Origin of the sequence: Citrobacter sp. 172116965, from assembly GCF_013458095.1 — a bacterium.
Taxonomy (GTDB): domain Bacteria; phylum Pseudomonadota; class Gammaproteobacteria; order Enterobacterales; family Enterobacteriaceae; genus Citrobacter; species Citrobacter braakii.
In genome coordinates this window covers 3,436,492-3,462,704 of record NZ_CP046673.1, presented here as the reverse complement: position 1 = coordinate 3,462,704, position 26,213 = coordinate 3,436,492, and the positions used below count along the sequence as shown (strand labels likewise).

Below are 26,213 nucleotides of genomic sequence, written 5' to 3'. Positions count from 1 at the left end.
AAAGATCATGTAGGTTCTTGAGTAGTTTGGGCGACATTGCTGTTATCTGCAGACTGATGAGCGCAATGCCGCTATTAAGAATGCTAATTATATGCCGTTATTAAAATGATAATTTACAGCAACCCTTTCAAGGTTAACGTTTTACGCGTGGCGATATTTAAATCGTAGGAGCCGAGATCTTCCGCTTTAACCCAGGCGAATGCCTGGAATTCTTCGTTAATCTTCACTTCACGATTAGCCGCCACACAATCGAAGATGAGATAAATCATATAAATCTCTTCCTGACTGCCATCGGCGTACGTTTTGGTGCGAACATCGTCACTGAAGGTCCATGGCGTAATATCTGATAACACCAGTTGTTCGCCCAGCTCTTCTCTTACTTCACGGCGCAAAGCTTCTTCAATACGTTCACCCGGTTCAACGCCGCCGCCAGAAAGCGCCCACTGACCGGGGAACACACCGCGGTCGTCAGCCATTTTGCACAGTAAATAACAGCCATCGTTTTGAATTAATGGGCAAACAATTGTTCTTTGGCGCATAAGTCGAATCCTTGTAGGGGGAGGTATAGAAAATTCCATCGTGCACGCATCTTACCTTTTGCTGGCGGTAGAAAAAACGCTTCATCGACGAATAACGTTGCTTTGGCAGGGAAAACAGGATGTGTGTTGAAAATGGCGTTCTGCTGCCCTCAGTGGCGTAATTGCTACAAGAATTTAACCTTATCTAAATCTTGTGAGTAGTATTTGCTTACAATATGTTATTGCATCGCTTTTTTAGTGCATTGATTCCTCGTGATCTGACAGTACAATTCACCGGTTTTGGGGCTATGTTTTGATTCTTGCTGGAAAGGATAGAAAATGAAAAAAAGTTTAATGTTGGGTTTTGCCGGAATGCTGTTTGTTTCCGCGTCGGCGAGCGCGATTAGCATCAGCGGCCAGGCTGGCGAAGACTACACCAACCTGGGGTTCGGTATGGGTACTGAGACCACCGGTCTGGCCGTCAGCGGTAACTGGATGCATAACGATGACGACGGCGATGCGGCCGGTCTGGGACTGGGTCTGAATATTCCTCTCGGTCCGCTGCTGGCAACGGTCGGTGGGAAAGGCATTTATACTAACCCGAATGATGGTGACGAGGGTTACGCGGCGGCGGTCGGTGGCGGTTTGCAGTGGCCGATTGGCGACAGCCTCCGCCTGTTTGGTGAGTATTATTACTCTCCCGATTCTCTTTCCAGCGGTATCGACAGCTATGAAGAAGCGAATGCAGGTGCGCGTCTGACCATTATGCGTCCGCTGAGCATTGAAGCCGGTTATCGCTACCTGAACCTGGCAGGCAAAGACGGTAACCGCGATAACGCGATTGCTGACGGCCCGTACGTTGGGGTTAACGCGAGTTTCTGATTTTTCCGGCGCGGCGTTCAGTCGCGCCTTCCCCCCTCCATGCGTTATAGTGTTTTCATCATAAAAGCAGGAGAACACGATGTTAAACGTGGAGATGCTATCCACCGGGGATGAAGTGTTGCACGGACAAATCGTCGACACGAATGCCGCCTGGCTGGCCGATTTTTTCTTTAATCAGGGGTTACCGCTAACCCGTCGCAACACGGTAGGCGACAATCTTGATGATTTGGTCGCCGTTTTGCGTGAGCGTAGCGAACATGCCGATGTACTGATCGTTAACGGCGGTCTGGGACCAACCAGCGATGATTTGAGCGCGCTGGCGGCGGCCACGGCAAAAGGTGAAGGGCTGGTGCTGCATGAAGCATGGCTCGACGAGATGGCGCGTTATTTCCGCGATCGTGGACGCGTGATGGCACCGAGTAACCGCAAACAGGCTGAGTTACCTGCCAGTGCGGAATTCATCAATAATCCGGTAGGAACCGCGTGTGGGTTTGCCCTGAAGCTTAACCGCTGCCTGATGTTCTTTACCCCAGGAGTGCCATCAGAATTTAAAGTCATGGTTGAGCATGAGATCCTGCCGCGTTTGCGTGAGCGTTTTTCGCTGTCTCAACCCCCGCTATGCCTGCGATTAACTACCTTTGGTCGTTCTGAAAGCGAGCTGGCGCAGAGCCTGGATCCGCTGCAATTGCCTCCGGGAGTGACAATGGGCTACCGCTCGTCAATGCCGATTATCGAACTGAAGCTGACCGGGCCGGATTCCCAACGGGAAGCGATGCTGGCGCTGTGGCCAGAAGTTAAGCGGGTTGCCGGGCAGAATATGATTTTCGAAGGTACGGAAGGTTTACCCGCGCAAATCGCCCGCACGTTGCAGGAACGGCAATACAGCCTGACGCTAAGCGAACAATTCACTGGTGGTCTGGTGGCGCTGCAGCTTTCGCGCGCGAATGCTCCGCTGTTGGCGAGCGAAGTGGTTCCGCCCCAGGAAGAAACGCTGGCGCAAACGGCACACTGGATAACCGAACGACGCGGCAACCATTATGCCGGGCTGGCGTTGGCGGTATCGGCTTTCGAAAACGAACATATTAACTTTGCGCTGGCAACGCCTGATGGAACGCATGCCTTACGCGTACGGCTGAACGCTAATCGTTATAGTTTGTCGGTGCGTCAGGAAGTGTGCGCAATGATGGCGCTCAATATGCTGCGCCGTTGGCTCAACGGGCAGGATATTGCCAGCGAACACGGTTGGATAGAAGTGGTTGAATCCCTGACGCTGCCTTCCTGACTTGCACTCTCTCACGCGCTTGTTATGGGAAGGCATACTGGCCTTCCCGTTATCAGTCCAACCTGTTGTACTCTCTGTAAAAAAATCCGTGCGTTAGTTCACAATTATGCTCGTTTTTTCTCCAGCCAGCTGGAAGAACGAGAGGATTTGATGCGCTTCACAATTTTAACCCCCTTAACCTACCACACTGATTCCAGTATCTCAGACTGGAGTCCAGTATGTTGGAATCAAGCAAAGTTCCCGCGCTCACCAGGGCGATCGAAATACTCAATCTCATTGCGCGTATCGGCCCATGTAGCGCCGCCACCATCATAGAGGCACTGGGTATTCCAAAAAGCACCGCATACCTGTTACTTAACGAACTGAAGCGTCAGCGCTTTATTAGCATTGATCATCAGGAAAATTACTGCCTGTGGACCAAGCTGGTTGAGTTGTCCGGGCATGCGCTGAGCAAGATGGATTTACGTGAACTGGCGCGTCCGCGGCTGACACAACTGATGGATGAGACAGGGTTACTTTGCCATCTCGGGATCATCGACCACGAAAGCGCGTATTACATTCTGAAAGTGGAATCGTCATCCACTATCAGCGTGCGCTCCCACGAAGGGAAAAGTCTTTCGCTCTATCGCTCGGGTATCGGCAAATGCCTGCTGGCCTGGCAACCGGCAGCCGCACGAAAAGCCATTATTGAACAGCTGATATGGGAACAGGCAACGCCGACCACTATCACCAGGCCACAGCAGTTGAATGACGAGCTGGAGCGTATTCGACAGCGTGGATGGAGCTTTGATAATGGCGAAGATTATCCCGATGTTCGTTGCGTCGCAGCGCCTGTTTTTAACGCTAACAATGAACTGACCGCCGCGATTTCAGTGGTCGGCACTCGTCTGCAAATTAACGAAGAGAACCGTGATTATCTGGCCGGTAAAGCGATTGCCTGCGCCAGGGATATTTCACGCCTGTTGGGATGGAAAAGTCCCTTCGACTCACTCGCTTCATAAAAAGGAGAACACCATGACCCTACCTAAAATTAAACACGTTCGTGCCTGGTTTACCGGTGGTGCTACGGCGGATAAAGGCGCTGGCGGCGGCGACTATCACGATCAGGGCGCTAACCACTGGATTGACGATCATATCGCCACGCCAATGAGCAAATATCGTGAATATGAGCAATCGCGCCAGTCCTTTGGCATCAACGTATTAGGAACACTGATTGTTGAAGTGGAAGCTGAAAACGGACAGACCGGTTTTGCTGTTTCCACGGCAGGGGAGATGGGGTGCTTTATTGTGGAAAAGCATCTCAATCGTTTTATTGAAGGGAAATGCGTCAGTGATATCAAACTCATTCACGACCAGATGCTGGGCGCAACGATGTACTACTCCGGCTCCGGCGGTCTGGTGATGAACACCATCTCGTGCGTGGATCTGGCGCTGTGGGATCTGTTTGGCAAGGTGGTGGGTTTACCGGTCTACAAACTATTGGGTGGCGCGGTACGCAACGAAATTCAATTCTACGCGACCGGAGCGCGCCCTGATCTGGCGAAAGAAATGGGCTTTATTGGCGGCAAAATGCCGACCCACTGGGGGCCGCACGACGGGGATGCGGGGATCCGCAAAGATGCGGCAATGGTAGCCGACATGCGTGAGAAATGCGGTCCGGATTTCTGGTTGATGCTCGATTGCTGGATGAGTCAGGACGTGAACTATGCCACCAAACTGGCCCATGCCTGCGCACCGTCCAACCTGAAGTGGATCGAAGAGTGTCTGCCGCCGCAGCAGTATGAAGGTTATCGCGAGCTGAAACGTAACGCCCCGGCGGGGATGATGGTTACCAGCGGTGAACACCACGGGACGCTGCAGTCCTTCCGCACGCTCTCAGAAACCGGCATCGATATCATGCAGCCGGATGTGGGCTGGTGCGGTGGGTTAACCACGCTGGTGGAAATTGCCGCTATTGCTAAATCGCGCGGACAGCTGGTGGTCCCACATGGTTCCTCGGTTTACTCGCACCACGCGGTGATCACGTTCACCAATACCCCGTTCAGCGAGTTTTTGATGACCAGCCCGGATTGTTCAACGATGCGTCCACAGTTTGATCCGATCCTTCTGGACGAACCGGTACCCGTCAATGGCCGCATTCATAAGTCGGTGCTCGACAAACCAGGATTTGGCGTCGAGCTTAACCGCGACTGCAATCTGAAGCGCCCTTATAGCCACTAATGACCAGTGCGTTGCCAATGCCACGGCAACGCCCTCATTTCTTTGAGGATCTTGCTATGAGTACCACGTTACTTGATGGTGTGGTGAAGAAAAACCGCGCCCGTTTGATTCCCTTTATGCTGGCGCTGTATGTGCTGGCGTTTCTTGACCGCTCGAACATCGGTTTTGCCAAAGAGACCTATCAGATTGATACCGGTCTGAGCAACGAAGCTTATGCGTTGGGCGCGGGGATTTTCTTTGTGGTTTATGCCTTTCTGGGGGTTCCTGCCAACCTGTTGATGCGTAAATTTGGTGCCAGAACCTGGATTGGTACCACCACGTTGCTGTGGGGATTCCTCTCTGCGGCGATGGCATGGGCGGATACTGAATCGAAATTTCTGATTATCCGTACTCTGCTGGGTGCGGCAGAGGCGGGCTTCTTCCCCGGTATGATCTACCTGACGTCCCAGTGGTTCCCCCAGCGTAACCGCGCCAGCATCATGGGGCTGTTCTACATGGGGGCGCCGCTGGCGTTAACCCTGGGATCGCCGCTTTCCGGTGCGCTGTTGGAGATGCACGGCTTTATGGGGCATCCAGGGTGGTTCTGGATGTTCGTTATCGAAGGTTTACTGGCGGTAGGTGCGGGCATTTTCACCTTCTTCTGGCTGGATGATACCCCGCAGCAGGCGCGTTTCCTGAGCGCGGAGGAAAAGTCGTTACTTATTAGCCAACTGACAAGTGAAGAGGAGAAAAAGGTCACTTCACGCCTGTCGGATGCGCTGCGTAATGGCCGTGTCTGGCAACTGGCGATTATCTATCTGACGATCCAGGTGGCGGTGTATGGCCTGATCTTCTTCCTGCCAACTCAGGTTGCTGCGTTGTTAGGGACAAAAGTGGGCTTTACGGCTTCGGTCGTGGCGGCAATACCGTGGGTGGCGGCGCTGTTTGGTACCTGGCTTATTCCCCGCTACTCCGATCGCACCGGCGACCGGCGTAATGTTGCCGCGCTGACGCTGTTGGCGGCAGGAATCGGCATTGGCCTTTCCGGGCTGGTTTCACCGGTACTGGCGATTGTGGCGCTCTGCGTCGCGGCGGTCGGTTTCATTGCGGTACAGCCAGTGTTCTGGACGATGCCAACGCAACTTCTTTCCGGGACAGCTCTGGCGGCGGGGATCGGCTTCGTCAACCTGTTTGGTGCCGTTGGCGGCTTTATTGCTCCCATTCTGCGCGTCAAAGCCGAAACGGTGTTTGCCAGCGATGCGGCGGGCCTGCTGGTCCTCGCGGGCGTCGCGATTATTGGCTCGCTAATCATCTTTACGCTGAGTGTGAACCGTTCAGTTTCACAAGCAGGCGCTGCGCATCATTAATCTTATCTACGTTGTAAGGATCGTTATGAACGCATTGTTATCAAATCCCTTCAAAGAAGGATTACGCAAAGGGGAAGTCCAGATCGGCCTGTGGCTCAGTTCGACCACCTCTTACATGGCGGAGATTGCCGCGACGTCGGGCTATGACTGGCTGCTGATTGATGGAGAACACGCGCCGAACACGGTGCAGGATCTTTACCATCAGTTGCAGGCGATTGCGCCTTATGCCAGCCAGCCTGTGGTTCGCCCGGTGGAGGGCAGTAAAGCGTTGATCAAGCAGGTGCTGGATATTGGCGCGCAGACGCTGCTTGTCCCGATGGTCGACAGCGCAGAGCAGGCGCTTCAGGTGGTTTCCGCGACTCGTTATCCACCGCTCGGTGAGCGTGGTGTCGGCGCCAGCGTGGCACGGGCGGCGCGCTGGGGACGTATCGACAATTATATGGCCCAGGCTAATGAATCACTCTGCCTGCTGGTACAGGTCGAAAGCAAAGCGGCACTGGATAATCTGGATGCCATTCTGGACGTTGACGGTATTGACGGTGTCTTTATTGGTCCGGCGGATCTTTCTGCGTCGTTAGGCTACCCGGATAATGCCGGACACCCGGAAGTGCAGCGGATCATTGAGCAAAGCATTCGCCGTATCCGCGCAGCCGGAAAAGCAGCCGGTTTCCTCGCTGTTGACCCAGCAATGGCGCAGAAATGTCTGCAATGGGGAGCAAATTTTGTCGCGGTAGGCGTGGATACCATGCTTTATACCGAAGCGCTGGATCGCAGGCTGGCAATGTTTAAGCCAGGCCAGAGTACGCAAACGTTGAAAAGCAGTTATTAATATCGGGCCCGGTGGTGTAGCGCCATCGGGCCTGAAATAGCTCCTAATGGTGATGCTCTGTCACGTCGTCAGATACCATCGTGATATCCACCAGCGGAAACTGATATGAAGTTGACAGATGAAGCTTGAGTTCCCGTGCGCCGTCTGATTTTTATTGACTCACATAATATTCTTACCACGAAATATGCACGGAGATGATTTTCTCCAACAGACCGGCTCCGGAGTAACGGGTTAATCAATACAGGGCGATGACTGGTTTTTTGATGCCGCAGGCGTAGGCGTAGCGAGTCAATGTCTCAATACTGGCTTTGGTAATGTTATTTTCAAGGCGGGAAATAACCGGAGGCGTCACCCCCATACGTTCGGCAACCTGAGCTTTTGTCAGGTTGTTATGCCTCCGCCATTCTGCAAGCAGTTCTCTAAGCATCTCTTTGCGTTCTTCTTCCCGCCATGCAGCACGAAACTCATCATTCTGCATCCATTCGTTATGCAGTTCTTTATGGCTTACCAGTTTCATTAAGCACCTCCGCTAACCGATTTTTGGCGAGTTCGATTTCTTTTGCTGACGTTTTCTGTGATTTCTTGATGAAAACGCGGAGCATGATGATAGTGTTGCCTTTATGGTATAGCCAGATACCTCTGGCTATATCAGTACCCATCGTGCGGATCTCAAAAAGTCCATCGCCAAGAGGTTTCGTATCCGGCTCCCGCAACAACTGGGCGTTATGTTCCAGCTTACCAATGAGCCGGTCAAACTTAACCCGAATTTTTACGGGTAATGCAGTTGCTTCTGCCCTGGCCTCAGGGTGATAAACAACGCTAAACATATGGCTGCCCACTCCAAATAAATGTTAGCTCATAGGCTAATTCATAACCATTCAAAATTAACCTGAAGGCTAATTTATTTGACGATTGCCGCAGCAATCTGGTTACAGCCTGTCAGTATTGGTTTTGTGTGCTTCACATAATTATTCTCAGGATAAGAAACCATCTTTTAAAAACCGCATCGTACGGTGTTGATGTTGCTGATTTAGCCATGGTAGTCCGTCACCAGAGGGAGAAGATGGTGTGACGATACCTACGAATGACGCGGGCTGCATTTGAGGAATTGATTTTTTGCGTGGAGGAGTCAGAGATAAATACGTCCGGTTGCAACGTATTCAGTTATGTACAACGGCATTCGCAAAAATGCCCGGTAGCCAACGCCACCGGGCAACAGAATTAACCTAACGCTTTGGCAAGCAGGGTGATGGGGTGTTCGCAGCGCTTACTGGTAGACATCTCAATCTGCCATTTACAGGTTTCGCAGTCGGTGACGACGATATCAGCGCCGCTGTCTTCAATCTGGCGGAACAGCGGTGCGCCAATGGACTGCGATGTCGGGTAGTTTTCCTTTTTAAAGCCGTATGTCCCGGCAATCCCGCAGCATTGCGAGTCCAGCACCGTTAACTCCAGCCCTGGAATTTGTCGTAGCAGTTCCAGCGTGTAGAGCGTCCAGCCCATTTTCTCCATGTGGCATGGCGTGTGGTAGACCACTTTCAGCGGCAGCGTTTTCAGCGGCAGCGTTTTGCCTTCATCCAGCTTGCGCCACAGCCAGCGGGTTGCCAGTTCAATGTGTTCGCGTAGACCTGAGTTGTCGACGTCCAGCACTTCCGGATATTCATCACGCAGCGCAAAGGTGCAGGTTGATGAGGTGGCGATCACCGGAATGCCTTTGCCGTCAATTGCTTCTCTGAGCGAGGCCACGTTGCTCACCGCCTGCTTACGCGCTTTATCGGTAAAACCGTTGGCAATCAGCGGTACGCCGCAGCATTTCTCTTTGCTCAGCAGTTGCACCCCGGTTCCCATCGCATTCAACACTTTGATCAGGTCTTTGCCGAGCTGCGGATGGTTGTAATTCACAAAACAGCCGTGGAAAAAGGCAACCTGATCCTGATATTGCGCTTGCTGTGCGGCAACGCTGCGATACCAGCGGCGGAAGGTGCCGAAAGAGTACTTCGGCAGCGTACGGCGATGGTCGATTTTTAGCGCGTAATCCAGCAACTGACGCACCGGTTTGAGTGAGGTGGCGGTATTCACTATCGGGGCGAACGGTGTGGACACGCTACCCATCAAATCGGTATGGCTTAAGACAAAGTTACGCAGCGACGGACGCGTAGTGTCGTATTTGGCGCGCGCGCGTTGAATGATATCGCCAATCTTCACATCTGACGGACAGGCCACTTCGCAGCGCTTACAGTTGATGCAGTATTTCAGCGCATCGTCATATAACGCGCCATCTTTCAGGCGCAGACGCTCACCGTCCGGTCCGGCCTGTTTAGGACCAGGGTAGTTCGGATTGACGCGACTTACCGGGCAGGCCGTGGTGCACACCGTGCATTTGATACAACTTTCAAAACGTGTGTCGCTCATTGCTGGCCTCCTGCACGTTTCGCAATATGATGTGCGGCGTGTAAGGCGCTAACAGCGCACACGCCGCCTCCGCAACCCTGGGCGATAGGGTCGAATCCGCCGAGAACGGAACCGATGGCATACATGTTCTCTATCGTTTGTCCCGCCAGCGACGGGCGCAGCCCGGCATCGGTCGTAACACCAAACTGCTGCCACGGTTGTGGGTCGAAGACGTCACGCTCATACCACTCGGCGCGCGTGGCGGTTTGCTGTACATCTAGCCCCAGGATAGGTTCGTAGATGGCCTCACGCGTGGCGACCAGCCCGCTGCTGAAGAAGCTGCCGCTGGCGAGCACGGCGAAACGTGGCCGCAAAGGAATATCGGCATGATTACGGGTCCAGATTTCGCTGACTACGCCATCCTGACAGGTGATTTTCTTCACTTCATCACCCGGCATCCAGACGCCGCCCTGGCGCACAAACTGGCGCTGCAATTTGTTATGCAAACGCATACCCAGTACCGAAGGCGGTAGGGTCGGTAACAGCGTCAGCGAGCAGGGGAGACGCTCGTTAAGCCATTGCCAGAGCTGTTCATCCGCCAGACCGAAGCAGGCCGGCATAATTATCATGTCGCAGGTTTTTGCTATTGGCAGTAAAGCGTCATAGAGCAGCGACCATTTATCTTCGTTATCCAGCAGGCGCGCAATATTGACGGCGCGAAACTCGGTCGGGTTATCACGCAGGACATCCAGCTCAGGCAGATCGATTTCTGCCGTCTCGACGCTGAGATTGTGTTGACGCAGCGACGCCGCGGCGAGATGTGCCTGAAAATCCAGTAAACCGCTAATACCTACAACGCAGATACGCTGCGCGGACAGCGGCCAGACCGGAACTTCCGGGGAACTTAACCAGGTTGAGCGCAGCGTTCCCAGCGGGGTGATGCGTTGATGTGACTGATGTACCTTGCCTTGCAAATGCGTTCCGCATTCTTCGAGAAGATTTTGCGCCTGCTGGGCCAGCTCCAGGACGTTGTGCGTTCCGATGGTGCTGTACGGGTGCGCGGGTGCCTGAGTGCGCAGCGCATTCAGGCCTGCTTCTATATCCGTCACCGGTTGGCCACCGGGTAAGTTGCTGAGCAAATCCAGTGAGCCGGAGGAGAAATGCAGGGCGCTTTGGCCGCGAGTGACAATCGTGCAGCGTAAACCGCTTTTTTGCAGTTGCAGGCCGCACAGCAGTCCGGCCAGGCCGCCGCCGATAATGACGGTATCAAATTTCATCCTGGTGCTCCTTTTCCAGACCGCACAATCCCTGATAGACCCAGCGTGTGAATTCGCTTTCGCGCAGCGCATCTCCCCAGGCGATAGGTTGCACGCCTTTCCAGCGTTCATTGAGGAAATCGGAAAGCTGGGTGATAGATTGCGCGGCGGTGGTGACATTAAAACGTTGCAGCAAACCTGCGGCGCGGCAGGCACACAATTCGCCCTGGCAGGTCCCCATTCCAACACGGGTACGGCGACGCAAATCCAGCAGGCTGTTGACGGTCAAATTCTCGACGGCGTACTGCACTTCACCTGCAGTGACCGCTTCGCATTCACAGACCAGGCTGCGGTGCTGACGACCTTCGCTAAGCCACGCAGGGGTGCGATCGCCGTGACGGTAGACCGCTGAGCCGCGCAGTGGCGCGGGCAACGAGATCACGCGTTTGAGCGTATGCTCGGTCGATTCTTGTGAGCCAGGCAGCGCCGTGTCTGCCGTTGTGCAAGGTTGGGTATTGCCCAGCTTACGGCAAACGGCATCGGTGGCCCACTCTGCCATCAGGCGGTAGGTCATCAATTTGCCGCCAGTAATGGTGATAAACCCGTCCAGTCCGTCACGCTGGGCGTGATCGAACAGTACAATCCCACGGCTGACGTTACGGCCACTTGGATCGTCGTCGCTGGCTACCAGAGGACGCACGCCGGAGTAGGCGCGTAAAATGCGCGTTTTCGCCATAATCGGCGCCAGTTTTTCGCCTTCACGCAGCAGTATATCGACCTCTTCTGCGGTGACGCGGTTGCTGTCGATATCATCGTAATCAATGTGCTGTGAGGTGGTGCCAATCAGCGAAATGGTATCACCGGGCACCAGGATATCGGCGTCAGACGGCTTACGACAGCGGTTGATGACATGCTGGTTAATGCGGTGATCCATAATCAGCAGCGAACCTTTGGCCGGGAACATACGGATGCTCAGATCGGCATATTCCGCAATGCGCTGGCCCCAGATCCCGGCGGCGTTGACGACTACCGGTGCATGCAGAGACTGCATCTCACCCGTCAGATGATTGCGTACGTTCACGCCGCAAACCGTTGCCCCTTCACGAATCAGTCCCGTCACTTCATGCGCCGTTAAGATTACTGCGCCATGCTCACGCGCATCCAGCATGTTGGCGGCGGTTAAGCGGAAAGGATCAACCGTGCCGTCCGGCACTTTTACCGCGCCAATCAGCTGTGGGTTGACGGAAGGTTCGATAATGCGCGCCTGCTTAGGGTCAATTGCTTCTGCGCGAATACCGGCCTCTTCACAGGCGCGAATAAAGGTTGCCTGGAAGGAGAGTTCATCTTCCGGCAGGGTAATAAACAGACCATCCGTCGGCTCAACGCAATGACGGGCGATACGTTTGAGAATTTGGTTTTCGCTGATGCACTCCCGGGCAGATTCAGCGTCGGTGACGGCGTAGCGTGCACCGCTGTGCAGCAGACCGTGGTTACGTCCGGTCGCCCCTGTGGCGATATCGTGGCGTTCCACTAAGATGACGCGCAACCCGCGCAGCGCACAATCGCGTGCGATCCCTGCACCTGTTGCTCCTCCACCAATGATAATCACGTCACTTGTTTGCGAGTCGCGAATTTTCATTGTTTTTCCTCACAGTTCGTTTTTTATCATTTAGCCACATAAAAAACATGGATTGTTTGATTTCGCGCATAATCGCTCATTATTCGAAAATGAAACGTGATTTCGTGCGCCTTTATGAACATTTGTCATAAATCTGTAACAATATGTGCAGCGTTTCACATTTTTGTTATGTATCTTTCCTTAACATCGCGGCCACACTGGGAGCGGTAGGGTAGTAATGACGAACTGCAGTGTTTACTTCGAATGAAAGACGGCCACGGAGGCTACACTATGTTGAGCATTTTTAAACCAGCGTCACACACGGCGCGTTTGCCTGCAGCGGAGATCGACCCGACATATCGTCGATTACGTTGGCAGATCTTTCTGGGGATTTTCTTTGGCTATGCCGCGTACTATCTGGTACGTAAGAACTTTGCCCTTGCGATGCCGTATCTGGTTGAGCAAGGTTTCTCGCGTGGCGATCTGGGTTTTGCGTTATCCGGTATCTCCATTGCTTACGGATTTTCGAAATTCATCATGGGGTCCGTTTCGGATCGCTCGAATCCGCGCGTTTTTCTGCCAGCGGGTCTGATTCTGGCCGCCGCTGTCATGTTGTTCATGGGCTTTGTGCCGTGGGCGACTTCGAGCATTGCGGTTATGTTTGTGCTGCTGTTCCTCTGCGGATGGTTCCAGGGAATGGGTTGGCCGCCGTGTGGTCGTACCATGGTGCACTGGTGGTCGCAGAAAGAGCGTGGGGGCATTGTCTCCGTCTGGAACTGTGCGCACAACGTGGACGGTGGTCTGCCTCCTCTGTTGTTCCTGCTGGGTATGGCCTGGTTCAATGACTGGAAAGCGGCGCTGTACATGCCTGCTTTCGGTGCGATCGTCGTCGCGCTGTTTGCTTTTGCTCTGATGCGTGATACGCCGCAGTCTTGTGGCCTGCCGCCTATCGAAGAGTACAAGAACGACTACCCGGACGATTACAACGAGAAAGCGGAAGAAGAGCTGACTGCGAAGCAGATCTTCATGCAATACGTACTGCCGAACAAACTGTTGTGGTACATCGCTATCGCCAACGTGTTTGTTTATCTGCTGCGCTACGGCATCCTGGACTGGTCCCCGACCTATTTGAAAGAAGTGAAACATTTCGCGCTGGATAAATCATCCTGGGCCTACTTCCTGTATGAATATGCGGGTATTCCGGGCACGCTGCTGTGCGGCTGGATGTCGGATAAAGTCTTCCGTGGCAACCGTGGTGCGACCGGCGTGTTCTTTATGACGCTGGTGACTATCGCGACTATCGTCTACTGGATGAACCCGGCAGGCAACCCGAACGTGGATATGGCTTGTATGATCATCATCGGCTTCCTGATCTACGGTCCGGTAATGTTGATTGGTCTGCATGCGCTGGAACTGGCACCGAAAAAAGCGGCGGGTACGGCGGCTGGCTTTACCGGTCTGTTCGGTTATCTCGGCGGTTCCGTAGCGGCGAGCGCTATTGTTGGCTATACCGTTGACTTCTTCGGTTGGGACGGCGGCTTTATGGTGATGATTGGCGGTAGCGTGCTGGCAGTTATTCTGCTGGTGGTCGTCATGATTGGCGAAAAACGCCATCACGAAGAGATCGCACTGAAGCGTAACGGGGGCTAATAGATGAAAACCACATTGAAAAGTCTCAGCGTGGCGCTAATGCTGACAGGTATGGTGATGAGCAGCGCGGCGGTTGCCGCAGAAAAAATCGTGATTGCGCACCGTGGCGCCAGCGGTTATCTACCGGAGCATACGCTGCCAGCAAAAGCGATGGCTTATGCTCAGGGGGCTGATTACCTGGAACAGGATTTGGTGATGACCAAGGACGACCATCTGGTTGTCCTGCATGACCACTACCTTGACCGCGTCACCGATGTTGCCGAGCGTTTCCCGGATCGTGCGCGTAAAGATGGGCGCTACTACGCTATCGACTTTACGCTGGATGAGATTAAATCGCTGAAATTTACCGAAGGCTTTGATATCGAAAATGGCAAAAAGGTCCAGACCTACCCAGGGCGTTTCCCGATGGGTAAATCTGATTTCCGTGTGCACACTTTCGAAGAAGAGATTGAGTTCGTTCAGGGATTAAATCATTCAACCGGTAAAAACATTGGCATTTACCCGGAAATGAAAGCGCCGTGGTTCCATCATCAGGAAGGGAAGGACATTGCGGCTAAAACGCTGGAAGTGCTGAAAAAGTACGGGTACACCGACAAGAATGACAAGGTTTATCTACAGTGTTTTGATGTCGCAGAGTTAAAGCGCATTAAGAATGAACTGGAACCGAAGATGGGGATGGATCTCAATCTGGTACAGTTGATTGCGTACACTGACTGGAATGAAACTCAGGAGAAAAAGCCGGACGGTAGTTGGGTTAATTACAACTACGACTGGATGTTTAAACCGGGTGCCATGAAGCAGGTTGCGCAGTATGCGGACGGCATTGGGCCGGACTACCACATGCTGATTGATGAGAAGTCGAAGAAAGGCAATATCTCGTTAACAGGTATGGTACAGGACGCGCATCAGAATAAGATGGTGGTGCATCCTTATACCGTTCGTGCCGATCAGCTGCCGGATTACACCACTGACGTAAACCAGCTGTATGACATTCTGTATAACAAGGCGGGCGTTGACGGGCTGTTCACCGACTTCCCCGACAAAGCAGTGACATTCCTGAATAAAGAGTAATGGCACAAGGTCTGTGATGCACCTCCGGTCACAGGCCTGGTTGGATCAAATGTTATTAACGGCTAGATAAGGCCGTCTGCCGTCAACGTGGCCATACCTGCCTCCAGGAGAAATAAAGAGCTGCCGTCCATCGGCGGCTCTTTTTTAGTCGTAATTTTTATCCCGCCACGCGTTACAGCTCTATTTCAATATCGCCTTTTGCCCGACAGCAGCAGGGCAAAATTTCACCTGGCTGAATGAAGGCCAGAGGTTCGGCAATCCAGTCGACCTGTCCCGCTACCAGACGAGTACGGCAGGAGCCGCAATAACCTGCGCGGCACTGGTATTCAACTTCAACATTGTGCGATTCGAGCGCGGCAAGCAGGGAAGGATGTTCATCCTGGCACAGCAGTTGTGTGCCAGAGATGCGCAGAGTAACGCGGCCCATCAGAGCTGGAAGTTACTCAGGTCGTCGGTATCGACTTCCGAATCGATCTGGCCGACCAGGTAAGAGCTGACTTCCACTTCCTGCGGCGCAACCTGCACGTTATCAGACACCAGCCAGGTGTTGATCCATGGGATTGGGTTAGAGCGGGTCTGGAACGGCAAGTCGAGTCCGACAGCCTGCATACGGATGTTGGTGATGTACTCAACGTACTGGCACAGAATGTCTTTATTCAGGCCAATCATTGAGCCGTCACGGAACAGATAATCCGCCCACTCTTTTTCCTGCAGCGCGGCCTGTACGAACAGGTCGTAGCATTCTTGTTTACACTCTTCGGCGATTTCCGCCATTTCCGGATCGTCCACGCCGCTGCGCAGCAGGTTCAGCATATGCTGGGTCCCGGTCAAATGCAGGGCTTCATCGCGGGCGATCAGGCGAATAATTTTCGCGTTGCCTTCCATCAGTTCACGTTCGGCGAAGGCGAAGGAGCAGGCGAAGCTGACGTAGAAGCGGATCGCTTCCAGCGCGTTCACGCTCATCAGGCACTGATACAGCTTCTTCTTCAGTTCACGCAGGCTTACGACAACCGTTTTACCGTTAACGGTATGCGTGCCTTCGCCCAGCAAATGCCAGTAGCTGGTCATCTCAATCAATTCGTCGTAATAGCTGGAAATGCCTTCCGCGCGTTTCTGGATCTGCTCGTTGGTGACGATGTCATCAAACACCACCGCCGGATCGTTCACGATGTTACGAATGATGTGGGTGTAGGAACGGGAGTGGATCGTTTCTGAAAACGCCCATGTTTCCACCCAGGTTTCCAGCTCAGGGATCGAGATTAACGGCAGTAGCGCTACGTTCGGGCTACGTCCCTGAATGGAGTCCAGCAGCGTCTGATATTTCAGGTTGCTGATGAAGATATGCTTTTCATGTTCCGGCAGCGCCTGGAAGTCGATGCGATCGCGAGAAACATCAACTTCTTCCGGACGCCAGAAGAAAGAGAGCTGCTTTTCGATCAGTTTTTCGAAGATGTCATATTTTTGCTGATCGTAGCGGGCGACGTTCACCGGCTGGCCGAAGAACATCGGTTCCAGAAGTTGGTTATTTTTCGTCTGTGAAAAAGTGGTGTATGCCATTGATGTGAATCCTTTGTGGGATGAGTGCCGGATGGCGTTACAAGCACCCTTTCCGGCCTACAAACCAAGCTACTGTAGGCCGGGTGAGCCTGGTGCCACCCGGCATCGTTCATCAGATCTTACATGCGCCGCTTTCGCAGCCGTCGTCCTGAATGGACGGCACCAGATCGTCCTGAGAATCTTCCGCACCGTCACGGGTGTTTTGATAATACAGCGTTTTGACACCAAATTTGTAGGCGGTGAGCAGGTCTTTCAGTAACTGCTGCATCGGTACTTTTCCGGATGGGAAGCGTGACGGATCATAGTTGGTGTTGGCAGAAATCGACTGATCGATAAATTTCTGCATGATACCTACCAGTTGCAGATAGCCATCGTTGTTCGGCATTTCCCACAGCAGTTCGTACGCGTCGTGCAGGTGTTCGTAGTCCGGCACGACCTGGCGCAGAATACCGTCTTTCGACGCTTTGATGCTCACATAGCCGCGCGGTGGTTCAATACCGTTGGTGGCGTTAGAGATCTGCGAAGAGGTCTCCGATGGCATCAGGGCTGACAGCGTGGAGTTACGCAGACCGTGCGTTTTGATGGATTCGCGCAGTTGTTCCCAGTCCAGATGCAGCGGCTCGTTGACAATAGCATCGAGATCTTTTTTATAGGTATCGATCGGCAGAATACCTTTGGAGTAGGTCGTTTCGTTAAACCACGGGCACGCGCCTTGCTCTTTCGCCAGCTCGTTAGAGGCTTTCATCAGGTAATACTGAATGGCTTCAAAGGTTTTGTGAGTCAGGTTGTTCGCGCTGCCGTCAGAATAACGCTTACCGTTTTTCGCCAGCCAGTAGGCGTAGTTGATCACGCCAATACCCAGCGTACGGCGACCCATCGCGCCGCGTTTGGCGGCAGGAATCGGATAATCCTGATAATCGAGCAGCGCATCCAGCGCGCGTACCGCCAATTCGGCCAGCTCTTCCAGCTCGTCCAGGCTGTTGATAGCACCGAGGTTAAATGCGGACAGCGTACACAGCGCAATTTCGCCGTTTTCGTCGTTAACGTCGGTCAGCGGTTTGGTCGGCAGGGCGATTTCCAGGCACAGGTTAGACTGGCGCACCGGAGCGACAATTGGATCAAACGGGCTATGGGTGTTGCAGTGGTCAACGTTCTGAATATAGATACGCCCGGTAGAGGCACGTTCCTGCATCATCAGTGAGAACAGCTCAACGGCTTTGACGCGTTGCTTGCGGATACTGTCGTCGTTTTCATATTTGGTGTACAGACGTTCGAATTCGTCCTGGTCAGCGAAGAACGCATCATACAGGCCTGGAACGTCGGACGGGCTGAACAGCGTGATGTCGCCGCCCTTCAGCAGACGGGTGTACATCAGTTTGTTGATCTGTACGCCGTAGTCCATGTGACGCACGCGGTTGCCTTCGACGCCACGGTTGTTTTTCAGGACCAGCAGGCTTTCAACTTCCAGGTGCCACATTGGGTAGAACAGCGTTGCAGCACCGCCGCGTACGCCGCCCTGAGAGCAGGATTTTACCGCGGTCTGGAAGTGCTTGTAGAACGGAATACAACCGGTGTGGAACGCTTCACCGCCGCGGATCGGGCTACCCAGCGCACGGATGCGACCGGCGTTGATACCGATGCCGGCGCGCTGGGAAACGTATTTCACAATCGCGCTGGAGGTGGCGTTGATGGAGTCCAGGCTGTCGCCGCACTCGATCAGTACGCAGGAGCTGAACTGACGGGTAGGGGTACGCACGCCGGACATAATCGGCGTCGGCAGTGAAATTTTAAACGTAGAAACGGCGTCGTAGAAACGTTTTACGTATTGCAGACGCGTTTCACGCGGATAGTTAGAGAACAGGCAGGCCGCTACCAGAATGTAGAGGAACTGCGCGCTTTCATAAATCTCACCGGTAACACGGTTTTGTACCAGGTATTTACCTTCTAACTGCTTCACCGCAGCGTAGGAGAAGGTCATATCACGGTCGTGTACGATGAACGAGTCCATCTGCTTGAACTCTTCTTCCGTGTAGTCTTCCAGCAGATGATTGTCGTATTTGCCCATTTCAACCATTTTCACGACATGGTCGAACAGTTTCGGCGGTTCAAACTCGCCGTAGGCTTTTTTGCGCAGATGGAAAATCGCCAGGCGAGCAGCCAGGTACTGATAATCCGGTGCCTCGCGGGAGATCAGGTCGGCGGCAGCTTTGATGATTGTTTCATGGATATCGGATGTCTTGATACCGTCATAAAACTGAATGTGGGAGCGCAACTCGACCTGAGAAATCGATACGTTATTCAGTCCTTCTGCCGCCCAATCCAGAACTCGGTGGATTTTGTCGAGATTGATGCGCTCTGTACTACCATCACGCTTTGTCACCAGCAGACTCTGATTCATGTGGTTTTTTACCTGTCCGTGAAAGAAAAAATATCCCCCATATTATCCACAAAGTCATGTTGTGACTAAGTCTGTGGATAAATACTATATGTAGGGGTTGTTTGATAAAGTAGACGCTATATGGTGAGTATTCTAGTAGGGATTCTTTTCAGTACAAGAGTTGATTTTGAGGTTAAATTGAGGTTGCAAAAGGGTAATAATCGCTAAGTGCGCGTCTTATAAGGCCTGGCGAGGATGTCAATAATTGAGAAAAAAAATAGAAAATTTGATCGAGTGCTGATTTCTTCATCTAAGGCAAGGTAAGTTCTTATGACCTGGCGCAAAAATTGCCCTGACGATCCTACTCAGGATTGGTAGGCGATGCGCAGGCCCGAAAGCTGCGCACTATCGGGCACGGTGCCGGATTGCGGCGTTGCACGCCTTATCCGGCCGGGTGGAGGAGGTTAATCTGCTTGCGCGGTAGTGTGTAGCATATAGTTCACATCAACGCCGGGGCCGAGTTTAAAACTGTTGGTGATCGGGTTGTAGTGCAGGCCGGTCATATGACGCTCTTTCAGCACGGTCTGGTCAACCCACTCTAACAGTTCAGCCGGCTTAATGAATTTTTTCACATCATGCGTGCCTTTCGGCACCATACGCAAAATATATTCCGCGCCGACCACCGCCATTAGCCAGGATTTGCCGTTGCGATTAAGCGTGGAGAAAAACACTTCGCCGCCCGGTTTGACCAGTCTGGCGCAGGCCCTGACCACCGATTGCGGGTCCGGTACGTGCTCCAGCATTTCCATGCAGGTCACAACGTCATACTGATGCGCATGTTTTTCCGCATGTTCTTCAACGGTTTCTTGAACGTATTCCACCTGGATGCCACTCTCCAGCGCATGCAGTTTTGCTACCTGTAACGGTTCAAAGCCCATGTCCAGCCCGGTGACGGTTGCGCCTTCGCGCGCCATGCTTTCCGCCAGAATGCCGCCGCCGCAGCCGACGTCGAGTACCTTTTTACCAAACAGGCCGCCTGAGCGCTCCGTGATATAGCCCAGGCGCAGCGGGTTAATACGGTGCAGTGGCTTAAATTCACCCTCAAGATCCCACCAGCGTGACGCGACTGCTTCAAACTTGGCAATTTCTTCCTGATCAACGTTGTGAGTTACCGGAGGTTTTTCGGCATTCATTGGGGCTTCTACTCCTAAATTTGCGATGCAAATGAGTATATCAGCCTGACGGGATGAATAAAGCCTCTGTCAGGGGGAATCCATTTACCTGAATCTGCACGGATGTGTTATAATTTGCGACCTTTGAATCCGGGATACAGTAGAGGGATAGCGGTTAGATGAGCGACCTTGCGAGAGAAATTACACCGGTCAACATTGAGGAAGAGCTGAAGAGCTCCTATCTGGATTATGCGATGTCGGTCATTGTTGGCCGTGCGCTGCCGGACGTCCGAGATGGCCTGAAGCCGGTTCACCGTCGCGTACTTTACGCCATGAACGTATTGGGCAACGACTGGAATAAAGCCTATAAAAAATCTGCCCGTGTCGTTGGTGACGTAATCGGTAAATACCACCCTCATGGTGATATCGCCGTTTACGACACCATTGTTCGTATGGCGCAGCCATTCTCCTTGCGTTACATGCTGGTAGATGGTCAGGGTAACTTTGGTTCTGTCGATGGCGACTCCGCAGCGGCGATGCGTTATACGGAAATCCGTATGTCGAAAATCGCCCATGAGCTGATGGCTGACCTGGAAAAAGAAACGGTGGATTTCGTCGATAACTACGACGGCACCGAACAAATTCCTGACGTCATGCCAACCAAAATTCCTAACCTGCTGGTGAACGGCTCGTCCGGTATCGCGGTAGGTATGGCGACCAACATTCCGCCGCACAACCTGACGGAAGTGATCAACGGCTGCCTGGCATACATTGACGATGAAGACATCAGCATTGAAGGGCTGATGGAACATATTCCGGGTCCGGACTTCCCGACCGCCGCGATCATCAACGGTCGTCGTGGTATTGAAGAAGCCTACCGTACCGGCCGTGGCAAGGTGTACATTCGCGCGCGCGCTGAAGTCGAAGCGGATGCCAAAACTGGCCGTGAAACCATCATCGTCCATGAAATTCCGTATCAGGTGAACAAAGCGCGCCTGATCGAGAAAATCGCCGAGCTGGTAAAAGACAAACGCGTTGAAGGTATCAGCGCGCTGCGTGACGAGTCTGACAAAGACGGTATGCGCATCGTGATTGAAGTGAAACGCGACGCGGTCGGGGAAGTGGTTCTGAACAACCTCTACTCCCAGACCCAACTGCAGGTTTCTTTCGGTATCAACATGGTTGCGTTGCACCATGGACAGCCGAAAATCATGAACCTGAAAGATATTATTGCTGCGTTTGTACGTCACCGCCGTGAAGTCGTAACCCGCCGTACTATCTTTGAACTGCGTAAAGCCCGCGACCGTGCGCACATCCTTGAAGCGCTGGCGATTGCGCTGGCGAACATCGATCCGATCATCGAACTGATCCGCCGTGCGCCAACCCCGGCAGAAGCGAAAGCAGCGCTGGTCGCGCGTTCGTGGGAACTGGGTAACGTTTCTGCCATGTTGGAACGTGCCGGCGATGATGCCGCGCGTCCTGAATGGCTGGAACCGGAATTTGGCGTGCGTGACGGTCAGTACTACCTGACTGAACAGCAGGCCCAGGCCATTCTGGATCTGCGTTTGCAGAAACTGACCGGCCTTGAGCACGAAAAACTGCTCGACGAATACAAAGAGCTGCTGGAGCAGATCGCTGAACTGCTGCACATTCTGGGCAGCGCCGATCGTCTGATGGAAGTCATCCGTGAAGAGATGGAGCTGATTCGTGAACAGTTCGGCGACGCACGTCGGACCGAAATCACCGCGAACAGCGCTGACATCAACATCGAAGATCTGATTAGCCAGGAAGATGTTGTCGTGACCTTGTCTCATCAAGGCTACGTGAAATATCAGCCGTTAACCGATTACGAAGCGCAGCGTCGTGGCGGTAAAGGCAAATCTGCAGCACGAATTAAAGAAGAAGACTTTATCGACCGCCTGCTGGTGGCCAACACCCATGACACGATCCTCTGCTTCTCCAGCCGCGGTCGTTTGTACTGGATGAAGGTTTATCAGTTGCCGGAAGCAAGCCGTGGTGCGCGTGGACGTCCTATCGTCAACCTGCTGCCACTGGAAGCTAACGAACGTATCACCGCAATTCTGCCAGTACGTGAGTACGAAGAAGGCGTCAACGTCTTTATGGCAACCGCTAGCGGTACCGTGAAGAAAACAGCGCTGACTGAGTTCAGCCGTCCGCGTTCAGCCGGTATCATTGCGGTTAACCTGAACGAAGGCGATGAGCTGATTGGCGTTGACCTGACGTCTGGTAGTGACGAAGTTATGCTGTTCTCTGCTGCCGGTAAAGTTGTGCGCTTCAAAGAGGGGGCTGTTCGTCCGATGGGACGTACCGCGACCGGCGTACGCGGTATCAAACTGGCGGAAAGCGACAGCGTGGTATCGCTGATCGTTCCGCGCGGTGAAGGTGCTATCCTCACCGTTACCCAGAACGGCTACGGTAAACGTACGGCGGCGGAAGAGTATCCGACCAAGTCTCGTGCGACCCAGGGCGTTATCTCCATCAAAGTCACCGAGCGCAACGGTTCCGTTGTCGGCGCAGTGCAGGTTGAAGATACCGACCAGATCATGATGATCACCGATGCAGGTACGCTGGTGCGTACTCGCGTGTCGGAAATCAGCGTGGTAGGACGTAACACCCAGGGCGTTATCCTCATCCGTACTGCGGAAGATGAAAACGTTGTGGGTCTGCAACGCGTTGCTGAACCGGTTGATGATGAAGAGCTCGACTCTATCGACGGTAGCGCTGCTGAAGGGGACGAGGATATCGCGCCTGAAGCGGAAAGCGATGACGATGCAGCGGACGACGCTGAAGAGTAATTAAGACGTGATAAAAAGGGCCGGAAATATCCGGCCCTTTTTTTTAATTCATTCGCTCCACTATCATCGCAATGCCCTGACCGCCGCCGATGCACAGTGTGGCCAGTCCAAGCGTTTGATCCCGTGCCTGTAGCGCATGCAGCAGCGTCACCAGTATTCGTGCGCCGCTGGCGCCGATAGGGTGTCCCAGCGCAATTGCCCCACCGTTGACGTTAACCTTTTGCGGATCAAATCCCAGCGTTTTACCAACGGCAAGAAACTGAGCAGCAAATGCCTCGTTAGCTTCGATCAGATCGATATCAGAAAGCTGTAAGCCGCTCAGTTGCAGTGCCTTCAGCGTGGCGGGAACCGGCCCCATCCCCATCATAGCCGGAGCTACGCCGCCACTGGCCCAGGCTTTGATCCGCGCCAATGGCTTCAGCCCAGCCTCCAGTGCTGCGGACTCTTCCATTACCACTAATGCCGCTGCACCGTCGTTGATCCCCGAGGCGTTACCTGCGGTGACGGTTCCTGCTTTATCAAAGGCTGGACGCAATGCGGCGAGGCCTTCTGCCGTCGAGTCAGCTTTGGGGAATTCGTCACGCTCAACGATGATGGTTTTCTTCCGTGATGACACGCTGACGGGCACGATTTCAGCCTCAAATGCGCCAGACTCGATTGCGGCAACGGCTTTACGCTGCGACTGTAGAGCCAGTTCATCCTGCATTTCGCGGCTGATGCCATACTCTTTGGCAACATTTTCTGCAGTGATCCCCATGTGGTAACCATGCTCGGCGCAGATCAGGCCATCGCGCAGAATCACGTCGGACAATTGCCCGTCACCGAGGCGATAGCCCCAGCGGGCTTTTGCATCTAACAGGTAGGGGGCAAGGCTCATGTTTTCCATCCCTCCCGCGACGATCGCCTGGGCTTGTCCGGCCTTGATAGCGAGGGCGGCAAGCGCCACGCTTTTCAGGCCAGAGCCGCACACTTTGTTGACTGTAAAGCCGCAAACGGTGTCGGACAGGCCGCTTTTTAATAATGCCTGACGCGCTGGGTTTTGCCCGAGTCCTGACTGCAGCACGTTGCCCATAATCACCTCGTCCACGCGCTGTGGGTCAAGGTGCGCGCGTTCAAGAGCGGCTCTAATGACGATTGATCCAAGCTCGACGGCACCCGTAGTTGCCAGTGCGCCGTTAAAACTGCCGATTGCGGTACGTGCCGCGCTGACGATGACACAGTTTTTCATTTTTCAGTTCCTTTAATTAAGTTGTTGCCGTCAGAACAAGGTCAATCCAATAACAAAAATGACGCCGGAGAAGAGCAGGGCGGTGATGCAGTAGCCCATAATGTCGCGTACTCCGAGACCGGCGATGGCCAGAGCAGGTAGCGCCCAGAACGGTTGTGCCATGTTCATCCACTGCTCACCGTAGGCGATGGCCATGACTGATTTGCCAAGATCGGCACCCAGCGCCTGAGCGGCAGGCATGACGAACGGTCCCTGAATAACCCAATGGCCACCGCCGGATGGCACGGCAAAGTTAATCAGGGCTGAACTGAAGAAAGTCATCAGTGGGAAGGTATCTTTGTTGGCAACGTTGATGAAAAATTCAGTAATGAGCCCACCGAGGCCGGAGTGCTCCATCATCAACTGAATGCCGGCATAGAAGGGGAATTGCACCAGAATCCCGGCGGTGCTGCGTGCCGCAGCACTGACGGCGCGCATATAGGCCATCGGCGTTTTGTGCAGCAGCAGACCGGCAATCATAAACATCAGGTTGACGGTATTGATGGTGATGTTGAAACCTTTCTCGGCAAAGTAGATACCCAGATAGGCAATCCCTAATGCACCGATGATCAGCGCCAGAATGCGGCTCTCTTCCAGTTTTTCAGATGGCGGCGCATCCGGCGGCAGTTTCTTTTGAAAATCAGCTTCTTCCAATAAAAGTTTCGGATCGATGCTCACCACATCTGAAGGTTTTGGCGTCATCATCCGGGTGATAAACGGCATCACCACAATCAGGCCGAGCGTGATGAAAATATTGAAGCCGGTGAACAGGGTATCCGCGACAGGAATGAGGCCCGCTACGTGCTCGACCGGGTTGCCAGGCGTTGCCGCCAGCAAAGGCATTGAGCCGGAGAAGCCGCCGCCCCAGGTCAGGAACCCGATGTAGGCGCAGGCAATCAGTAACGGATAATCGGAACCCGGTACCCGACGAGCAACTTCGCGGGCGAACATCGCCCCGACCACCAGACCAAATCCCCAGTTAATAACGCAGGCAACTGAACCAAAAAAAGTCACCAGCATGACGCCCTGAGCGGGGGTTTTGGCGGCGGATGCCGCCGTACGCAGCAGGCTTTTCACCGGCCCGGAACTGGCTAACGCATGGCCGGTTACGATGATCAGCGCCATCTGCATACCAAACGCCAGCAGGTTCCAGAAACCGTCACCCCAGAATTTCACCATGCTGATGGGGGTCTGCGGCGTTAACCACAGCGCGATGCCAAAGGTCAGCAACGTTAATAACATGGCGAAAATCAGCGGGTCGGGCAGCCAGCGGCTGACTACCCGTGTCATAAAGCGAGCGATGCGGCCAATCATGCGTCACCTCGCAGGATGCGCAGATCGTCGGCAATTTCAAACTGTGCTTCGGTTTTTTCACATAGCGTGGCGATGTCGCATCCTTCGACGATTTCAGTCAGCCACATCTTGCCATCTATAAAGCGGAATACAGCCAGCTCGGTGACCAGCATATGCACAGCATGCTGCGCGGTGAGCGGCATGGTGCATTGACGCAGGATTTTTGCTGAGCCGTCTTTTGCGCAATGCTCCATGGCGATAATGACTTTACGCGCACCGGTCACCAGATCCATTGCGCCACCCATGCCGGGCACCATCTTGCCGGGAACCACCCAGTTGGCGAGGTTTGCCTGCTCATCGACCTGCAACCCGCCAAGCACACAGGCATCAACATGACCGCCGCGAATCAACGCGAACGACATGGCGCTATCAAACATTGCCGCGCCCGGCAAAATACCGCACGGTTGGCCGCCCGCGTTCACCAGGTCAGGATGGGCGGTGGTGACTGGGCCCAGTCCCAGAAAACCGTTCTCAGATTGCAGCGTAATGTGAATATCAGCAGGTAAGTAGTTAGCTACCATCGTTGGCAGGCCGATACCTAAGTTGACGATATCGCCATCGCGAAGTTCTTGCGCCACCCGGCGCGCAATACGTTGTTTAGCATCCAT

At 53.6% G+C, this 26,213-nt stretch carries 22 protein-coding genes; 9 read left to right on the top strand and 13 right to left on the bottom strand.

Annotated elements, in window-relative coordinates; translation table 11 throughout:
* Positions 1-113: 113 nt before the first annotated feature.
* Positions 114-539 (bottom strand): nucleoside triphosphatase NudI, encoded by a 426-nt coding sequence (gene nudI, locus GPJ68_RS16875; protein WP_016153813.1) that lies wholly within the window; start codon positions 537-539, stop codon positions 114-116.
* Between the two features lie 318 nt (positions 540-857).
* On the opposite strand from nudI, the gene GPJ68_RS16870 reads away from it, so the two are divergent.
* From GPJ68_RS16870 to yfaU, 6 genes are all read left to right on the top strand, one after another.
* Positions 858-1,400 (top strand): YfaZ family outer membrane protein, encoded by a 543-nt coding sequence (locus GPJ68_RS16870; protein ID WP_016153812.1) that lies wholly within the window; start codon positions 858-860, stop codon positions 1,398-1,400.
* A 79-nt stretch (positions 1,401-1,479) separates the two neighbouring features.
* Positions 1,480-2,682: a nicotinamide mononucleotide deamidase-related protein YfaY gene (locus tag GPJ68_RS16865; protein WP_049040846.1), complete on the top strand. Its 1,203-nt coding sequence runs from the start codon at positions 1,480-1,482 to the stop codon at positions 2,680-2,682.
* A 218-nt stretch (positions 2,683-2,900) separates the two neighbouring features.
* A complete protein-coding gene (locus GPJ68_RS16860; protein WP_016153810.1) occupies positions 2,901-3,683 on the top strand; it encodes an IclR family transcriptional regulator in 783 nt (260 codons plus the stop codon).
* A 13-nt stretch (positions 3,684-3,696) separates the two neighbouring features.
* Positions 3,697-4,902, top strand: a complete 1,206-nt coding sequence (rhmD, locus tag GPJ68_RS16855) for an L-rhamnonate dehydratase (RefSeq protein WP_104651212.1) — start codon at positions 3,697-3,699, stop codon at positions 4,900-4,902.
* A 56-nt stretch (positions 4,903-4,958) separates the two neighbouring features.
* On the top strand, positions 4,959-6,248 hold the full coding sequence (locus GPJ68_RS16850) for an MFS transporter (RefSeq protein WP_019077274.1): 1,290 nt from the start codon (positions 4,959-4,961) through the stop codon (positions 6,246-6,248).
* A gap of 25 nt (positions 6,249-6,273) precedes the next feature.
* Positions 6,274-7,077, top strand: a complete 804-nt coding sequence (gene yfaU / locus GPJ68_RS16845; RefSeq protein WP_104651213.1) for a 2-keto-3-deoxy-L-rhamnonate aldolase — start codon at positions 6,274-6,276, stop codon at positions 7,075-7,077.
* A gap of 235 nt (positions 7,078-7,312) precedes the next feature.
* On the opposite strand, the gene GPJ68_RS16840 is transcribed toward yfaU, so the two are convergent.
* The 5 genes from GPJ68_RS16840 to glpA all read right to left on the bottom strand — a co-directional run bounded on the left by GPJ68_RS16840 (position 7,313) and on the right by glpA (position 12,363).
* Positions 7,313-7,594 carry a helix-turn-helix domain-containing protein gene (locus GPJ68_RS16840; RefSeq protein WP_019077272.1) on the bottom strand — a complete coding sequence of 94 codons (282 nt, stop codon included), beginning with the start codon at positions 7,592-7,594 and terminating at the stop codon, positions 7,313-7,315.
* On the bottom strand, positions 7,575-7,904 hold the full coding sequence (locus GPJ68_RS16835; protein ID WP_019077271.1) for a type II toxin-antitoxin system RelE/ParE family toxin: 330 nt from the start codon (positions 7,902-7,904) through the stop codon (positions 7,575-7,577). The genes GPJ68_RS16840 and GPJ68_RS16835 overlap by 20 nt, the downstream gene beginning before the upstream one ends.
* Positions 7,905-8,298: 394 nt before the next feature.
* Positions 8,299-9,489 (bottom strand): anaerobic glycerol-3-phosphate dehydrogenase subunit GlpC, encoded by a 1,191-nt coding sequence (gene glpC, locus GPJ68_RS16830; protein ID WP_016153805.1) that lies wholly within the window; start codon positions 9,487-9,489, stop codon positions 8,299-8,301.
* On the bottom strand, positions 9,486-10,745 hold the full coding sequence (gene glpB, locus GPJ68_RS16825) for a glycerol-3-phosphate dehydrogenase subunit GlpB (RefSeq protein WP_104651214.1): 1,260 nt from the start codon (positions 10,743-10,745) through the stop codon (positions 9,486-9,488). Before glpB ends, glpC begins: the two co-directional genes overlap by 4 nt.
* Positions 10,735-12,363, bottom strand: a complete 1,629-nt coding sequence (glpA, locus tag GPJ68_RS16820) for an anaerobic glycerol-3-phosphate dehydrogenase subunit A (RefSeq protein WP_016157025.1) — start codon at positions 12,361-12,363, stop codon at positions 10,735-10,737. The genes glpB and glpA overlap by 11 nt, the downstream gene beginning before the upstream one ends.
* 270 nt (positions 12,364-12,633) lie before the next feature.
* On the opposite strand from glpA, the gene glpT reads away from it, so the two are divergent.
* Both glpT and glpQ read left to right on the top strand, forming a co-directional pair.
* A complete protein-coding gene (glpT, locus tag GPJ68_RS16815) occupies positions 12,634-13,992 on the top strand; it encodes a glycerol-3-phosphate transporter (protein WP_180836878.1) in 1,359 nt (452 codons plus the stop codon).
* Between the two features lie 3 nt (positions 13,993-13,995).
* Positions 13,996-15,063: a glycerophosphodiester phosphodiesterase gene (gene glpQ / locus GPJ68_RS16810; RefSeq protein ID WP_016153801.1), complete on the top strand. Its 1,068-nt coding sequence runs from the start codon at positions 13,996-13,998 to the stop codon at positions 15,061-15,063.
* A 172-nt stretch (positions 15,064-15,235) separates the two neighbouring features.
* Here glpQ and yfaE read toward each other — a convergent pair whose 3' ends face one another.
* The 4 genes from yfaE to ubiG form a co-directional block, all read right to left on the bottom strand.
* On the bottom strand, positions 15,236-15,490 hold the full coding sequence (gene yfaE / locus GPJ68_RS16805) for a ferredoxin-like diferric-tyrosyl radical cofactor maintenance protein YfaE (RefSeq protein ID WP_016153800.1): 255 nt from the start codon (positions 15,488-15,490) through the stop codon (positions 15,236-15,238).
* Positions 15,490-16,620 (bottom strand): class Ia ribonucleoside-diphosphate reductase subunit beta, encoded by a 1,131-nt coding sequence (gene nrdB, locus GPJ68_RS16800; protein ID WP_104651215.1) that lies wholly within the window; start codon positions 16,618-16,620, stop codon positions 15,490-15,492. Before nrdB ends, yfaE begins: the two co-directional genes overlap by 1 nt.
* A 112-nt stretch (positions 16,621-16,732) precedes the next feature.
* A complete protein-coding gene (gene nrdA, locus GPJ68_RS16795; protein WP_016153798.1) occupies positions 16,733-19,018 on the bottom strand; it encodes a class 1a ribonucleoside-diphosphate reductase subunit alpha in 2,286 nt (761 codons plus the stop codon).
* Positions 19,019-19,461: 443 nt separating this feature from the next.
* Positions 19,462-20,190 (bottom strand): bifunctional 2-polyprenyl-6-hydroxyphenol methylase/3-demethylubiquinol 3-O-methyltransferase UbiG, encoded by a 729-nt coding sequence (gene ubiG / locus GPJ68_RS16790; protein ID WP_016157023.1) that lies wholly within the window; start codon positions 20,188-20,190, stop codon positions 19,462-19,464.
* A 158-nt stretch (positions 20,191-20,348) separates the two neighbouring features.
* On the opposite strand from ubiG, the gene gyrA reads away from it, so the two are divergent.
* Positions 20,349-22,985, top strand: coding sequence for a DNA topoisomerase (ATP-hydrolyzing) subunit A (gene gyrA, locus GPJ68_RS16785; RefSeq protein WP_049281471.1), 2,637 nt, complete (start codon positions 20,349-20,351; stop codon positions 22,983-22,985).
* A gap of 43 nt (positions 22,986-23,028) precedes the next feature.
* On the opposite strand, the gene GPJ68_RS16780 is transcribed toward gyrA, so the two are convergent.
* The 3 genes from GPJ68_RS16780 to GPJ68_RS16770 are packed head-to-tail and all read right to left on the bottom strand — an operon-like array spanning position 23,029 to position 26,213.
* Positions 23,029-24,213, bottom strand: coding sequence for an acetyl-CoA C-acetyltransferase (locus GPJ68_RS16780; RefSeq protein ID WP_049040853.1), 1,185 nt, complete (start codon positions 24,211-24,213; stop codon positions 23,029-23,031).
* Positions 24,214-24,243: 30 nt separating this feature from the next.
* Complete coding sequence (locus GPJ68_RS16775; protein WP_016153794.1) at positions 24,244-25,566, bottom strand: TIGR00366 family protein; 1,323 nt, start codon at positions 25,564-25,566, stop codon at positions 24,244-24,246.
* The gene (locus GPJ68_RS16770) at positions 25,563-26,213 is read right to left on the bottom strand and encodes a 3-oxoacid CoA-transferase subunit B (protein ID WP_016157021.1); all 651 of its coding nucleotides are present in this window, start codon (positions 26,211-26,213) and stop codon (positions 25,563-25,565) included. The genes GPJ68_RS16775 and GPJ68_RS16770 overlap by 4 nt, the downstream gene beginning before the upstream one ends.

Coding starts and splice junctions, on each gene's coding strand:
- nudI (WP_016153813.1), bottom strand. CDS start 539: ATGCGCCAAAGAACAATTGTTTGCCCATTAATTCAAAACGATGGCTGT.
- GPJ68_RS16870 (WP_016153812.1), top strand. CDS start 858: ATGAAAAAAAGTTTAATGTTGGGTTTTGCCGGAATGCTGTTTGTTTCC.
- GPJ68_RS16865 (WP_049040846.1), top strand. CDS start 1,480: ATGTTAAACGTGGAGATGCTATCCACCGGGGATGAAGTGTTGCACGGA.
- GPJ68_RS16860 (WP_016153810.1), top strand. CDS start 2,901: ATGTTGGAATCAAGCAAAGTTCCCGCGCTCACCAGGGCGATCGAAATA.
- rhmD (WP_104651212.1), top strand. CDS start 3,697: ATGACCCTACCTAAAATTAAACACGTTCGTGCCTGGTTTACCGGTGGT.
- GPJ68_RS16850 (WP_019077274.1), top strand. CDS start 4,959: ATGAGTACCACGTTACTTGATGGTGTGGTGAAGAAAAACCGCGCCCGT.
- yfaU (WP_104651213.1), top strand. CDS start 6,274: ATGAACGCATTGTTATCAAATCCCTTCAAAGAAGGATTACGCAAAGGG.
- GPJ68_RS16840 (WP_019077272.1), bottom strand. CDS start 7,594: ATGAAACTGGTAAGCCATAAAGAACTGCATAACGAATGGATGCAGAAT.
- GPJ68_RS16835 (WP_019077271.1), bottom strand. CDS start 7,904: ATGTTTAGCGTTGTTTATCACCCTGAGGCCAGGGCAGAAGCAACTGCA.
- glpC (WP_016153805.1), bottom strand. CDS start 9,489: ATGAGCGACACACGTTTTGAAAGTTGTATCAAATGCACGGTGTGCACC.
- glpB (WP_104651214.1), bottom strand. CDS start 10,745: ATGAAATTTGATACCGTCATTATCGGCGGCGGCCTGGCCGGACTGCTG.
- glpA (WP_016157025.1), bottom strand. CDS start 12,363: ATGAAAATTCGCGACTCGCAAACAAGTGACGTGATTATCATTGGTGGA.
- glpT (WP_180836878.1), top strand. CDS start 12,634: ATGTTGAGCATTTTTAAACCAGCGTCACACACGGCGCGTTTGCCTGCA.
- glpQ (WP_016153801.1), top strand. CDS start 13,996: ATGAAAACCACATTGAAAAGTCTCAGCGTGGCGCTAATGCTGACAGGT.
- yfaE (WP_016153800.1), bottom strand. CDS start 15,490: ATGGGCCGCGTTACTCTGCGCATCTCTGGCACACAACTGCTGTGCCAG.
- nrdB (WP_104651215.1), bottom strand. CDS start 16,620: ATGGCATACACCACTTTTTCACAGACGAAAAATAACCAACTTCTGGAA.
- nrdA (WP_016153798.1), bottom strand. CDS start 19,018: ATGAATCAGAGTCTGCTGGTGACAAAGCGTGATGGTAGTACAGAGCGC.
- ubiG (WP_016157023.1), bottom strand. CDS start 20,190: ATGAATGCCGAAAAACCTCCGGTAACTCACAACGTTGATCAGGAAGAA.
- gyrA (WP_049281471.1), top strand. CDS start 20,349: ATGAGCGACCTTGCGAGAGAAATTACACCGGTCAACATTGAGGAAGAG.
- GPJ68_RS16780 (WP_049040853.1), bottom strand. CDS start 24,213: ATGAAAAACTGTGTCATCGTCAGCGCGGCACGTACCGCAATCGGCAGT.
- GPJ68_RS16775 (WP_016153794.1), bottom strand. CDS start 25,566: ATGATTGGCCGCATCGCTCGCTTTATGACACGGGTAGTCAGCCGCTGG.
- GPJ68_RS16770 (WP_016157021.1), bottom strand. CDS start 26,213: ATGGATGCTAAACAACGTATTGCGCGCCGGGTGGCGCAAGAACTTCGC.